The organism is Pseudoalteromonas sp. APC 3250, assembly GCF_030407915.1.
Lineage (GTDB): Bacteria > Pseudomonadota > Gammaproteobacteria > Enterobacterales > Alteromonadaceae > Pseudoalteromonas > Pseudoalteromonas tetraodonis.
Genome location: NZ_JASDCM010000010.1, coordinates 22,778 through 36,767, shown reverse-complemented (window position 1 = coordinate 36,767; position 13,990 = coordinate 22,778). Strand labels below are relative to the sequence as shown.

Below are 13,990 nucleotides of genomic sequence, written 5' to 3'. Positions count from 1 at the left end.
CCTGAATAAAATTGTTATAAGATTACGTGACGTATAATTAGTTACTTGATTGATGTTAAACACCTAAGATTTACTGACAATTTTTCTATTATCAAAGCCTTATTTTTACACCAAATTTCAGCCAGATATTCAGTAACAGTGCCAACACTTGAAGGAAACAGAATATTCCCCGCCACTTTGGCGAAAGGTCCATCAGTTTCGAGTAGAACTCTATCTTGAGGTATCCACGATATTACTTTTTTAGCTCTGGCTGAAGTTAGCATGGCTGGCCCAATAGAGAAGAAACAGCCTAGCTCGACGGCTTCTAGAACTTGCTTCTTAGTACCTAAAAACCAATGAAGAATAGAAGTACCAGCATTGGGATGTAACTTAAGTTGTTCAAGAACTTCACCAGTCGCGTTAAGACTATGGATAGTTAGTATTTTGTCATCAAAGCCTTCACATTTTTTTAGAATATGCGTGAAAACCTCTAATTGATCATCAAAGTAATCAGCGTAACCTTTTGAGCCATCCAGTCCAATTTCTCCAATATATCTAGTTCTATCAACTAGCTTATCGAATAGTGCTAATTCATTTTTTCTTAGATGAGCAAGTTGAGGGTGAAGCCCCAAGGCCGTCTTACAGTGTTTTATGCCACTTGTTAACTGGACAGTACCTTCAAAAGCTGAAGGCACCGTAGTTACTGATAGCACGTAATAATTACTGCTTTTTATGTCGTTCAATACCTCTTGATGATCTGGATATAAATCAACGTGGCAATGAAGATCCATCATGACGATTTATCCGCTTGGAGAAATAATTCAACCTCTGCCAATCCTCGCTTAATAGTTGATTCTAATTTTTCTCGTATATCTTTTTCTTGTGGTATTGGCCCTGAACTTCGAAGCCAAGAACGATAGTTATCGGATTGTTTCAATCTAATAATGGCAGTTTGAACCGCTTGGAGATCATCGCGAGTATCTTTTTCTTTGATAAGATCTCTCAACCGCTTTGTCTTGTATGGCGCATCTTGTGTAAAACCAGCATGAAAAACTGACGCTCTTCGAATAAGGCAAGGTACACAATGCCCACACTGTTTATGTTCTCTGTGCCAATGACTGCATGAAACACTTAGGGGAACTGCTTTTCTAATTGCGTCTTGATCAACACATTCCGCTAACATTTCACCTTTAGTTTTGAATTGATAGGGGTTTACAAATTTGACATGAAACCCAGTGTCTCTAAGCAAAGATTCAAGCCTGCTTAGAAAATTAGGATGAGTAGTTCTAGTGCTATGGCTACCAATCCGTCTTCTGGTAAGCGGCGGATTTATAGAAATATAGCCATTCTCTGGGACGACAATAGTTTCAATACTGCTATCGCAATTAGCATTTCTTAAGGCTGATATACCAAGTACCGCCATAGCTAGGAAGTTAAAGCTTCTTCCCCTCATACTAATGTCAGTTTTACCTTCTAAGTGCTTAATAATATGGGGAGACATTGAATAGGACAATTCGCCGAATGGCGGGGATAATAATTGCTTAATGTCTTCTTGCTTAGCGCCATCACCACGATAAGCGTGACTAACCAAGAGAGGCTTTAAATCTGATTCTCCGTTCAAAATATCAATTGCACCAACTGCGCTATCAAGACCACCAGAAAAAAGGCAAACAGAGTTGAGTCCAATTAATGATTTTGCTTTTGCTTTCGCTTGCTCACTTGTTTTAGGAGTCGGCATCGGCATAGTTGTTTTTTCAAAAGTAAACAGCCATTGATCGCCTGTAAGAAAGTTGAGCAAAGAACTCAGTTCAGGTTCTACAAAATTCCACATATCCTCATCAGTTACAGGAACATGCAAATGCATTTTTCTAGCCCATGCATTTTCTGCATTATCCCTTAATTCAAATGTATCAGCAGCGGTAACGGCGGTAGCAATTGTTATCAGATCTATTGAATCAGCATCTACATTCAATCCTAAATCACGAACTGTTTGTAGTAGTTGTTTTGACACCAAGCTGTGCTTAGTGATGTCATTTTGATGCGTATGAAACATTTGGACAGGATGACAATCATCAGAAAAGTCAGGCAAGTTAGCAGGGTCATGGTTAAAGTAAAAATTAGTCATTAAAGCTCTCCCATTCATCAACCGTCATAGCAATAGCATCGGCTTGAATTTTAGTAATATTTTCTTTGCTAATAGTACTGGGGTTGCCATTAGTTACTTTGTCTAACTGCTCTTGTGTAATCACTTTTATTAGTTCCCTTAATTCAACTTCCATTTGATGATGCTTGCTTGCTGGCTCAACATGAAACCAAGCTCTGCCCATGCCTTCAACCACATCCTGAAAAATAAGGTCTGTTAAATAACAGCCTATGGCTTCTTGGATAACTTCGTCAGTAAAACTGTTTGGGTCAAATTCTTCTGTATCGGGGAGTGCTTCTTCTAGTGCGTAATCCAACGCAACTCTTACAGCATCCGAATCGGCATTATCAGGCGCTAAATGGCTAGCAATTTTGTCGATTGCTTGATCAGTCGATAGCCCAGTTAGATCACCTAATGATAAGCTTTGATTATTAACCGTTACGGTGTCGCCACGCATGACACCAAGCAATCCAGAACCAGCAGTTATGCCGCTTGATAGTCTCCTGCTTGTGCTTTTACCTCCGCCAGAGCCTTTTCTAGAGTAACTTTTTAATGAACGCCTTAGATCTGAGGTTGAGCCACCTGTTTGCGCATATTTACCAAATGCTCTTCTGGCACTGGCAAACCTATTTGGAGGCGGTGTTGCTGTAGGTGAACCACCGATTTCTTGTTGAACCTTGTCATTGTCAATATCATTGCTATTGTCATTCTGATCATCAGCTTGATTATTATCAGAGCCAGCTTGCTCATCCCCATCAGTACCTGATGCAGGTTCTATTGTGACAGGATCTCCTTGCTCTGCCCAAGATGGAATAAGTGGACTCTTATTATTTGGTCCTGTTGACGATGCGGACGTACCCATATTACTTAGTTCCCTCTAGTTCTTTTAAAATTGGATTAAGCCATCTTTGGCGGGGCAAGCTTTTTAAAAATGTAAGAAGACTTAAGCTACATTTATCATCCTGCTTGGCAAGTAACACAGCCCCATAAATGCCTGTTGGTCTTTCGGTCCAATCACCAATCAACTTAAAGTTTTCAATCAAACCATCCATGACTGACATGTATTCTTCCTTCGGAGTTGTGGTAATCGCAGTAGAGTTAACGCCACTGACCCTTACCTTTTGCTTCATTAATTCTTCTACGAGTTTTTGAGCGGCTCCAGACATTACCGAATTAACAGCCCCCATTGGAATGCTTTCTCTGCTCAGATATGCCGCTGGTGTCAAATCCATTTCAGTGAACATGGGAGGTAATTTCGACCATTTATCAATAAAAGCTAGGTCGAGTTTCCACTCTTCAGGTAAATTAATTTCGTCAAATTCGACTTCTGAATTTTCAAGATCCGCTAATACTTTTGGATATCCGTTTTCCTTATCAATTAATTCATAAAGCTTGTTGGTAGCCTGAGTGCCTAAGCACCTCTCAAAAATTACCAGCTTAGTGATAGTTTTTTCATCAAGCTGCATTCCTCTGCGATGAGCGGTTTTCTTTCTCATCTTAACCTGATTGAGTAATCGCTTAACTATGCGAGGGTTGCCGTTAATGTTTGTGGATTCAGCTAATAGTGGAGCTAACTGTTCAGCAACCACAAATTTACTTCTGAGTTCGGAATGCTTTTCAATCTCGTGATCTTGAAGTAGCTCGTCAACGGTAATTTGTGGTTGTTTCCACGACAGCCTTAATGACTCTTCAAGGGCACATCTTATCGTTTCTAATTGCGCATCGGTAACGCCGTGATCTTGAGCAGTAAGCATCATTAAATATGCCCTTATCTCCAGAACGCCGGGTCTTGGTACATGCACAGGAATTTGAATAAGCTTGTCTAAATAATCAGTTTGATGTCGTTGAGATGCACCTTTGTGATACTCAGGCACTGCCAAGCGGATCATGTCCTCATCGGCGGCAATAACAAATGCAGTATTGGGTAAAAATAGAAATAACCTGATCGCCTCAAGGGTCGAAATAGCATTAAATGGAGAGCAGCGATCTAAATTATCGACATAGACAATAAGTGGCTTATCAAACTCCTTTAACAGATCAGAATATGCTTTTCGGAATTCTTTAATTTCTTTAGGAGGTGAAAATGATTTATTATCTTTGATCAAACCTTTGTTTTTCTTCGCGACATCCTTAGCGCCATCGACAGCACCTTTTACATCATCAACATCCAGTTCACCATCGTCACCACCACTGAATAGTCCCATGATCTTCTGTATACCACCCATAGTTGGTATACCAGCTAATGCTGCACCACCATCCATTAGCAATCCCATCAGTCTGATCTTATCTATTCGTCCAGCAAACTCTTTTGCTTTTGCACTGAGATTTTTATCGTCTGCTGCTTTTTTAACTAAAGTAGATGCAATTGTTTCTAGTAACGCCGCTTTAGCGTCATCATACCCTTGGAAAGTCCATGCATCGAAATGTACTTGGATATATTCTTGTTCATCACTTTCCAGAGAAGCCTTAGTAAGTTCAAGAATCGTCGATTTTCCAGCGCCCCAATCACCAAAAACGCCTATACTAATAGGCATTAACTCCTTTTCTGTTATAAGATCTTTTATTGACTCAGCCGTTTCATTAAAATTTAAGAAATCAATTTTTGATTCTTTATCAGACCACATAACGTCTCCTTTTATTTATTATTTCTTTTGTTCCATTCTTTCAATAATTCGGTGAACCGTGGGGCGGCTAACAGAATATTTCTTCGCTAATGCAGAGATCGATTCACCATTTAATTTATCTTTATATAATTCTTTCGCTTGTTTGTCTGATAAAGCAGGCAATCTGCCCATGTGTTTGCCTTTAGCTTTAGCCTCTTCACGACCTTCTGTGGTTCTGGCTTTTATAAGATCCCGCTCAAGTTGAGCGAATATGTGGCTACGCATAATGTTTGAGATTATTTCTCATCAAGCCAGATTGGGTGAGTACTAGGAAATCTTCGTCAGATTTGAGCCTGAAGCAGTCGTAAACGATGGTACAAAATTACTTCAGCTAAAATTCACTTTGATACGAAACCGGACATTAGGCTTAGCGTATCTCATGACAAGTGTTCCAACAATATAGTCGTTGCTCTTACTTTTAAATTTAAATCTTGTTTTAGATCCTCTGTACAATTAGTAACACACCAACGCGACTTTAATGTGGAATTAGGATCATCGGTTAATTTATTCTATCTAGATAGCTCTTCTATTTTTTATCTTTGATAAACATCGGTATAAAACGGGCAGTCCAAATAATGTTAGCAGTGTTTGCTGTCACTACCCCCCAACAATTATTTTCTTGGAATAGCTATTTGAGTTACTTCCCAATCTTTTCAAATTAAATAACTTTTTATTTGACTCTATAGCCACTATAGATTTTATACTTATTTTAATATTGTTTCGGAATGTTAAATATGTCAGAAAAATGTAGTGGTCAGTGTCAATCATCTCCTACCAACGAAGACGTAAAAATTGATACACAATTAGATAACTATAGTGGCGCGTTTGTCAGTACATATAAAGTGCCTCAAATGGACTGTCCTTCAGAAGAGAGATTGATCAGATTAGCACTTGACTCAATTCAGCCTTCAGTTGGATTGCAGTTTGATATTCCTAATCGCTTAGTCAAAGTTTTTCATGATGAAAATTTAGATGAGATAACAAAAAAGTTACAACAACTTAAACTCGGTGCAGAGTTAGAGTCAACTAAACAAAGTTGCAGCACCGAAGCTGCAAAAGCAAAAGACTTAGCCCAAAAAAATGAGATGAAAGAAGCATCAACCCTAAAATGGTTGTTAGCCATTAATGGAGTCATGTTTTTTATAGAAGTAATTGCTGGGATTATTGCACAGTCTGCTGGCCTAATTGCAGACTCATTAGATATGTTTGCTGATGCTGCTGTGTATGGTTTAGCTATTTATGCCGTAGGTAAAAGTATTAGCATGAAACTTAGAGCAGCACATATATCTGGTGTGCTTCAAGTTATTCTAGCGCTAGGTGCTTTGAGCGAAGTCGTAAGACGCTTTGTTTACGGTAGTGAACCGATCTCTTCTTTAATGATGATATTTGGTGGAATAGCACTAATCGCTAACGTTGCTTGTCTGTTTTTGATATTTGGCAACAAAGAAGACGGCGCTCATATGAAAGCGAGTTGGATTTTTTCCGCAAATGACGTTATCGCAAACGTTGGTGTAATTTTAGCTGGCTTATTAGTTACAGCAACAAGCAGTCGTTATCCAGATTTAGTGATTGGTTTGATAATTGCTCTTGTCGTTTTAAACGGTGCTCGCCGCATCTTACAGCTAAAGTATTAAGCAGAGAAATGAAAATAATGCACTCATCGTATATCAAATCAAATATATCATACGTGATAATGATTTTAATCGCGGTGCAGTCTGTGTTTTTTTCGCTAGAAGAGCTTGAAATAAACTTAAGTGAAAGTTCTTTTAGTTCATCACTAACTAAGTCTATTACCCCGCTAAAAGCTCCAGAAGACTCCAATATGCTTGAGGTGAATAATAGCAACTCTTCAATTGATAATTGTAATTTTTGTTGCTGTTGTCACTTATTTTTAAATGCTGATTCTTCCTGTAACATTTTCCAAGCAATAGAATATTTCCTTACCTACGCCTTAGTTTCTCCTGAGCTAAAAGGCTATATCTCGGTGCCATTCCGCCCACCTAAATACGCCTAAATTTTATAGAAAATTATGAAAGGTCAAATGTTAATGACCGAAAAAAACATATAAATTTATAGGAAAGTATACATGGCACTTAATACCTGTGTGCATCGCAAGATAGCAATTTTGAGGTGTGTAACACCTCGGCTTAAATATATCGCGTTTCTCGCGTTGTCACTTTTTACATTTAATGTTTATGCCTTTGAAAAGCAGTTAAATCTTCAAGAGGCAATTCAGTGGACGCTTAAACAAAATCCTGAACTCAAAATATTTGATTTCAAACAAACCGCATTAACAGGACAAGAACAAACAGCAAGTTTAAATCCTGCTTATGAACTAGAAGTTGAAGCTGAGAACTTTGCAGGCTCAGGTGAATTTAATGCATTCGACAGTGCTGAATTAACAGTCGCTCTATCTTCGGTTATCGAAATGGGAGATAAACGCTCAGCGCGGATTGGACTTGTTTCAAAATCAAGAGCACTACTCAATGCTGAGAAAGAAGTCTCTGCGCTTAATTTAATGGCTCAAGTCACTGAGAAGTACGTGGAAGTACTTGCAGCCCAACAAAGAGTTATATTGGCAGAAAATGCTTTGAGCTTAGCACAAGAAACGTTAGAGATTGTATCTCAGCGTAACCGCGCAGGTGCTACTCCTGAGGCTGAAGTGAAACGCTCAAAAGCAGTTATTGCTCAGGCTAACCTCACCCTTCAATCTGAACAAAAGCGCTTGGAATATTTGAAGCTCTCATTAGCAGCCTACTGGGGGGAAAACTCTGTAACCTTCTCTGAAGTACAAGGGGATCTTTTTCAGTTTGGCAATGATAGTGACTTTAACAGCCTTTTTGCGAAGTTAGAGAAAAACCCTGCTATTCAAGTTTATGCAAGTGAGCAGCGACTAAAAGAGGCCGAATTACAGTTGGCTAAAACAGAGTCAACGGCCAATATCAAATGGTCTGTTGGTGTTAGGCGCTCTCAAGAAGCCAATGATACGGCACTGGTCGCTGGCTTTAGCTTACCTTTGTTTGCTGAAAAGCGAAATTCTGGTGCAATCGCTAGTGCGCTAGCAGAGCGTGACCAAGTTGCCATAGAGAAAGAGGCGACTAAGTTGAGGTTTAGAAATCACTTACTACGAGCATACTCCAATAGAAAACAAGCCATATTAACAGCTAATTCATTAAAGCAGTCGGTTATCCCAATGCTTGAAGATGCACTGGAAGATACTCAAGACGCCTATCAAAAAGGTCGATATGGATATCTTGATTATGTATCGGCTAGACAAGAGCTGTTAAATGCTCGGCGAACCCTCATTGATGCGGCATCTGCTGCCCTAATTTATGGCGCAGAGATAGAAAAACTAACAAACGAAGCGCTGTCACTCTAAATAAACATCACTTTAAGTTTAATAACAATTTATTGATTCAGTTATTAACTGAATCGTTTAGGAATTCAAAATGAAAAACTATTTACTCGCACTATTGATTTTTATTGGGTATCTATCACCCATTCAAAGTGTTATCGCTAGTGAAGATGAACATGAAGGCGAAGAAGGCATTAGCAAAATAAACAATAACATGGCAAAAAGGCTTGGTGTTGAAACAGCCTATTTAGCTTCAAAAACGTTGAACCAAACTATCCCTGTATACGGCGCTACGACGATAGGCGCTGAACAATTATTTCAAGTTGGCGCTAGATATAACGGCGTTATAAAGACAATTAACTCCACTGTTGGTGATAAGGTAAAAAAAGGAGATCTATTAGCCGTTATTGAATCTAATGAAAGCTTAAATACCTATAAAATAACATCCCCTGTTTCTGGGACTGTTTTACAGCGAAATGGAAATATTGGCGGTATCACGCAAAACACTAGCTTGTTTGAAATCGTCAATTTTGACACCTTGTGGGCTGAATTTAAGGTGTTTACCAGCCAATATAATCAAATCAAAGTCGGTCAACCTGTTGATATTGAGCATGGTGAACAGGCATTCAACTCAACCATCACCAATATAATTCCAGCTAAAGATCAGTCTTATGTTTTAGCACGTGTACGTTTAAATAACACTGAGCTAAACCTAACCTCAGGCCAATTATTAATGGGCAGCGTAAAGATAAACCGATTTGAGGTGGATTTAGCCGTCGAGAAAGTTGCGATACAAGAACTGGGAGGACAATTTGGTGTCTTTGTAAAAGAAGATGAAGAGTACGAGTTTGCGCCACTTGTGCTCGGACGTTCAGACAAAAACTATATCGAGGTCATTGATGGCCTCAGTAAAGACGCTGAATATGTAAACAAAAACAGTTATCTGATAAAAGCGGATATTTTGAAATCTGAAGTAGAAGACGACGATTAGGAGACGCAATATGATTGAATCAATTTTGCGTCTTGCAATAAATAGACGCTATTTAGTATTAAGTCTGCTGATGGTAATCATCGGCGTTGGCATGTGGAGTTATCAAAAACTTCCCATTGATGCTGTTCCAGATATAACAAACGTGCAGGTACAAATAAACACTTCTGCCCCCGGTTATTCACCTTTGGAAGCGGAACAAAGGGTGACCTTTCCTGTAGAAACCGCCTTAGCCGGATTGCCAAAGCTGTCTCACACCCGCTCCCTGTCAAGATATGGATTATCTCAAGTAACCGTTATCTTTGAAGAGGGAACCGATATTTATTTTGCTCGCAACTTAATCAATGCAAGATTAGCTGCGATAAAAGGCGTTATTCCCTCTGGCTTAGAGCCAGAAATGGGTCCTATTTCGACAGGGCTTGGCGAAATATTTATGTATACCGTACAAGCTTCTCCTGACGCTAAAATGCCTAATGGAGAGCCTTATACCGCTATTGCCTTAAGAGAAATACAAGACTGGATCATTAAACCGCAATTGGCTCAAGTTAAAGGCGTCATTGAGGTCAACAGTATCGGCGGCTACAACAAGCAATATCACATAACGCCTAAACCCGAAAAATTACTTTTTCATCAGGTAACCTTTGAAGAAATATCTGATGCATTACGTAAAAACAATGACAACCGTGGCGCAGGTTATATCGAACAAAACGGACAGCAAGTTTTAGTACGCTCCATTGGGCAACTAGCGACAATAGATGAGATCCTCAATGTCATCATCAAAAAGAACGATGGTATTCCTGTAAAAATAAGTGATGTTGCCAATGTTGCTATAGGCAAAGAACTTAGAACAGGGGCTGCTACTCGTAATGGCATTGAGACAGTGCTTGGTACAACCATGATGCTGATTGGTGAGAATTCTCGCACCGTTGCTTTAGAAGTGGAACATAAGCTCAGCGAAATACAAAAATCTCTGCCAAAGGGCATTACCGCAGAGCCTGTTTACGACAGAACAACGTTAGTAGATAAAGCGATTGCAACCGTTACCAAAAACCTCGTTGAAGGTGCGCTTTTAGTTATTGTTGTGTTATTTATTCTACTTGGAAATTTACGTGCAGCTCTCATTACCGCTGCTGTTATCCCTATTTCCATGTTAATGACAATCACAGGTATGGCGCAAGCAGGAGTATCTGCCAATTTAATGAGTCTCGGCGCATTGGACTTTGGCTTGATAGTGGACGGGGCTGTAATCATCGTTGAAAACTCTGTCCGTAGGTTAGCACAGGCCCAACACAACGGTCATAGGCAAGACTTAAGAGAACGCCTAAATACCGTTTTTGAAGCCACTTCAGAAGTGATACGTCCAAGCTTGTTTGGTGTGGCAATTATCACTGTTGTTTACATCCCCATTTTCACGCTAACTGGCGTTGAAGGGAAAATGTTCCACCCTATGGCGGCAACTGTCGTTATGGCGTTAATTTCCGCAATGATCCTTTCAGTTACACTGGTTCCTGCTGCTGTAGCTGTGTTTATGAAAGGTAAAATCAGCGAAAAAGAAAGTGTAGTTATTCGTTCAACCAAGTCTATTTATGAACCATTGTTAAAAATGGCGTTGAAATTTCGTTGGGTTATTGTTTCATTCTCAACGCTGTTAATGGGGTATAGCCTTTGGTTAGCAACAACGCTGGGTAGTGAATTTGTTCCACAGCTAAATGAAGGGGATATAACAGTCCAAGCGCTAAGAATACCTTCTACCGGCCTAGAGCAATCAGTAGAAATGCAAGAAGTACTTGAGCAACGTATTAAAGCGTTTCCTGAAGTTGATAAAGTATTCTCGCGCATCGGCACATCAGAAGTAGCAACTGATCCAATGCCACCGAGTATTGCTGATATCTTTGTTATTTTAAAACCACGTAAAGAATGGGCCGAACCTTCAAAGCCAAAGAGTGAATTAGTTGAAGAAATGGAAGAGGTACTGAAAAACATTCCGGGCAACAACTATGAATTCACTCAGCCTATTCAAATGCGTTTCAATGAATTGATTTCTGGCGTTAGAGCTGATGTCGGCATCAAAATATTTGGTGATGATTTGGATCGGTTATTACTCACCGCAAAAGATATTCTAAATATAGTGAAAACCGTGGACGGTGCTGCTGATGCCCGAATGGAACAGGTCACAGGTGTTCCATCTTTATCAGTAATTCCTAAACGAGAAGCGCTTGGTAGGTATGGTTTGAGCGTTACCGAACTGCAAGACTGGGTTGCTACTGCAATTGGCGGTGAATCTGCGGGGATCATTTATGAAGGTGACAGACGATTTGAGTTAGTTGTTCGCCTACCGGAGCAAATAAGAACGGATATCGATAGCTTGAAGCATCTGCCGCTTCCACTTGAGAATGGTAACTATGTGCCACTTGAAGAAGTTGCAGAGCTTAAATCTGAGTCTTTACCTGCTCAAATTAGCCGTGAGAGAGGTAAAAGAAGAGTTGTGGTTACCGTCAATGTTCGTGGTAGAGATTTAGGCGGTTTTGTCAAAGAAGTGAAAGCTAAAATTAATCAGGAAGGAGAAATTCCAGCAGGATACTGGCTTGATTATGGCGGAACCTTTGAACAGCTAGAGTCAGCGAGTAAAAGATTAAGCTTAGTTGTGCCGATCACACTAATTGTTATCTTAGGTATTTTGGTTATTGCATTTGGTTCATTAAAAGATGCATTGATCATTTTCAGTGGTGTACCGTTAGCATTAACTGGGGGCGTAATTTCTCTTTATTTAAGAGACATGCCTTTATCTATTTCGGCAGGTGTCGGCTTCATAGCATTGTCAGGTGTTGCCGTATTAAATGGCTTGGTTATGTTGGCTTTTATTCGAGATCTTTGGCATGAAAAAGGCGACCTTTACGTAGCGATCATTGAAGGTGCCATCATTCGTTTAAGACCTATTTTAATGACGGCACTGGTCGCAAGTTTAGGTTTTATTCCAATGGCGTTAAACACTGGAATTGGTGCAGAAGTGCAACGACCACTAGCAACAGTTGTTATCGGCGGTATTGTATCTTCTACAATTTTAACTTTGTTTGTATTGCCTATTTTATATCAATGGGCGCATGGCGCTGAGAGTAGTAAACAGCAATCTGACGAAATTTAAAAACAAAAAAGCAGCTTAATTACTAGGTTATGCCTAATTAAGCTGCTTTTTATATTGTATGCCCAACATTTTATTGATAAAGCTTACTGCGCTTCATCCCGACAATTTTCATTTAAAAACTCAAACTCTATCGTTGTATGCGATAAATGATAGGAAGATAATTTAGCTGCAACTTCTTGTTTAAGCCTAATTAATTCTTTAACGTCAAAGTTGTCACTCAGCTCAAGGTGCGCTGTTAAAACGTGACTTTCACCATCTAGTGACCAAAAGTGCATGTGGTGGATACCATTAACTTCAGGAAATTCCATTAGTGATAGTTTAATACGCTTTTGAGTCTCTTTATCGGGTGCAGCTTGAAGAAATAAAACGAGTGTTGATTTCAGGTTTTTGAAAACATTAAACAAGATGAACAGCGTGAACCCTATTGATAAAAGGGGATCTAATATCGGCAGTTCAGCGAACAACAGTACGATAGAGACTATAAGAACGGCAACCCATCCAAGTACATCTTCAAGAAGGTGCCATGTCAGCACTTTCTCATTTAATGTTTCACCCGCTTTTAATTTTAATACAGCATATCCGTTAACGGCAACGCCGAGTATCGCTAGCCCTAACATCCCCTCGACTACAGGCATTTCAGGATTGGACAGCCTTGGAATTGCTTCAAATAAAATCCAAATTGAGCCAATGATTAAAACAATACTGTTTATCAATGCGCCAAAGAGAGTAAGTCTACGATAACCATAACTAAACTTATCTGATGCTTCTTTATCTGAAAAACGACTTAAAATCCACGCAAAACCTATTGAAAGACTATCACCAAGATCGTGAACTGCATCTGCCATTATCGCCGTACTGTTAGTGAGCCAACCACCTATAAATTCGATAATAGTGAATGTCACATTAAGGAAAAATGCCCAACCAATACGGTCATCTTTACCATGTTGATGACTATGATTATGGTTGTGCATTTTGTACCTCTAGTACTTTTCTATTTCTTAGTTTTGATACATTCATATTAATCAAGTGACGTATCAAGCGTTGATATATCCAGCGTTTGAACCCCGACAAGTTAGTCCCTTTTTCGAGATAGAACTCATCAGGGGAATCATAAAGCCCAAAGTCATCATGAATACCTTCTTTTTGAATATAGGTATTTTCTCCACGCCAATCTGTATCTGGTGATGAAAAGCACTTTGTTGCAACACCATAACCACAAAAATCATCTTTTACTTGGTCAAATTTCTCCTGTAGAGAGCTTAAGTATTGCTCATCCAATATAAAGCCCTCTAAGTTTATCCAACGCCCTTCAAAGTAAACTTCTACCCAACTATGAATGATGTATTTAGGTGCTAACCAAAATACATAGCTTGGGATAGCACCTTTTTGTAGTTGCTGGTCTATGGTAAACCCATGAAATCGGCATTGAATGCCTAGTCCACGCAATAGTGCCATTAACAGATTACCCTTAGTATTACATTGTCCATAACCATCTGCTAGCACATCGCTTGCTGCAATATCATCGCTTTCATTATAACCAAAGAAAATCTCATCTTTTACAAACTGATAAGCGGCACCAATTTTGTTGAAGTTATCCAAGTTTTTCCACCTACGTTGATCGATCAAGGATTGGATATCTTTGTGTTCAAAATTAACGATATTCGTATTGTTTAAATATTTCTCAGTCATTTTTTATATATCCTTTTCGTTGCATACTTAT

General features: G+C 39.3%; 12 protein-coding genes. 5 read left to right on the top strand and 7 right to left on the bottom strand.

All coding sequences use genetic code 11. From position 1 onward, the window contains the following. Positions 1-41 precede the first annotated feature (41 nt). Genes qatD through QL986_RS11665 form a run of 5 tightly spaced genes read right to left on the bottom strand, consistent with a single transcriptional unit; the run spans position 42 to position 5,010 of the window. A complete protein-coding gene (gene qatD / locus QL986_RS11685) occupies positions 42-773 on the bottom strand; it encodes a Qat anti-phage system TatD family nuclease QatD (protein WP_128583154.1) in 732 nt (243 codons plus the stop codon). Further along, the gene (gene qatC / locus QL986_RS11680; protein WP_008109704.1) at positions 770-2,104 is read right to left on the bottom strand and encodes a Qat anti-phage system QueC-like protein QatC; all 1,335 of its coding nucleotides are present in this window, start codon (positions 2,102-2,104) and stop codon (positions 770-772) included. The genes qatD and qatC overlap by 4 nt, the downstream gene beginning before the upstream one ends. Then, positions 2,097-2,984: a hypothetical protein gene (locus tag QL986_RS11675; protein WP_008109702.1), complete on the bottom strand. Its 888-nt coding sequence runs from the start codon at positions 2,982-2,984 to the stop codon at positions 2,097-2,099. The genes qatC and QL986_RS11675 overlap by 8 nt, the downstream gene beginning before the upstream one ends. A gap of 1 nt (position 2,985) precedes the next feature. Then, positions 2,986-4,746, bottom strand: a complete 1,761-nt coding sequence (locus tag QL986_RS11670) for a P-loop NTPase fold protein (protein WP_024596196.1) — start codon at positions 4,744-4,746, stop codon at positions 2,986-2,988. An 18-nt stretch (positions 4,747-4,764) separates the two neighbouring features. Next, positions 4,765-5,010, bottom strand: a complete 246-nt coding sequence (locus QL986_RS11665; protein WP_016899212.1) for a helix-turn-helix domain-containing protein — start codon at positions 5,008-5,010, stop codon at positions 4,765-4,767. Positions 5,011-5,519: 509 nt separating this feature from the next. On the opposite strand from QL986_RS11665, the gene QL986_RS11660 reads away from it, so the two are divergent. From QL986_RS11660 to QL986_RS11640, 5 genes are all read left to right on the top strand, one after another. Continuing rightward, entirely contained in the window at positions 5,520-6,419 is a 900-nt protein-coding gene (locus tag QL986_RS11660; protein WP_013465880.1) for a cation diffusion facilitator family transporter, read from the top strand. Positions 6,420-6,427: 8 nt separating this feature from the next. Beyond that, entirely contained in the window at positions 6,428-6,799 is a 372-nt protein-coding gene (locus QL986_RS11655) for a hypothetical protein (RefSeq protein ID WP_016899211.1), read from the top strand. Between the two features lie 72 nt (positions 6,800-6,871). Beyond that, on the top strand, positions 6,872-8,164 hold the full coding sequence (locus tag QL986_RS11650) for a TolC family protein (protein ID WP_033103104.1): 1,293 nt from the start codon (positions 6,872-6,874) through the stop codon (positions 8,162-8,164). Positions 8,165-8,234: 70 nt separating this feature from the next. Further along, positions 8,235-9,131 carry an efflux RND transporter periplasmic adaptor subunit gene (locus QL986_RS11645; protein ID WP_008109684.1) on the top strand — a complete coding sequence of 299 codons (897 nt, stop codon included), beginning with the start codon at positions 8,235-8,237 and terminating at the stop codon, positions 9,129-9,131. A 10-nt stretch (positions 9,132-9,141) separates the two neighbouring features. Beyond that, the gene (locus QL986_RS11640) at positions 9,142-12,270 is read left to right on the top strand and encodes a CusA/CzcA family heavy metal efflux RND transporter (protein WP_290191563.1); all 3,129 of its coding nucleotides are present in this window, start codon (positions 9,142-9,144) and stop codon (positions 12,268-12,270) included. Between the two features lie 83 nt (positions 12,271-12,353). On the opposite strand, the gene QL986_RS11635 is transcribed toward QL986_RS11640, so the two are convergent. Next, positions 12,354-13,241, bottom strand: coding sequence for a cation diffusion facilitator family transporter (locus QL986_RS11635; RefSeq protein WP_005245161.1), 888 nt, complete (start codon positions 13,239-13,241; stop codon positions 12,354-12,356). After that, positions 13,228-13,959 carry a transglutaminase family protein gene (locus tag QL986_RS11630; protein ID WP_005245162.1) on the bottom strand — a complete coding sequence of 244 codons (732 nt, stop codon included), beginning with the start codon at positions 13,957-13,959 and terminating at the stop codon, positions 13,228-13,230. The genes QL986_RS11635 and QL986_RS11630 overlap by 14 nt, the downstream gene beginning before the upstream one ends. Between the last annotated feature and the right edge of the window lie 31 nt (positions 13,960-13,990).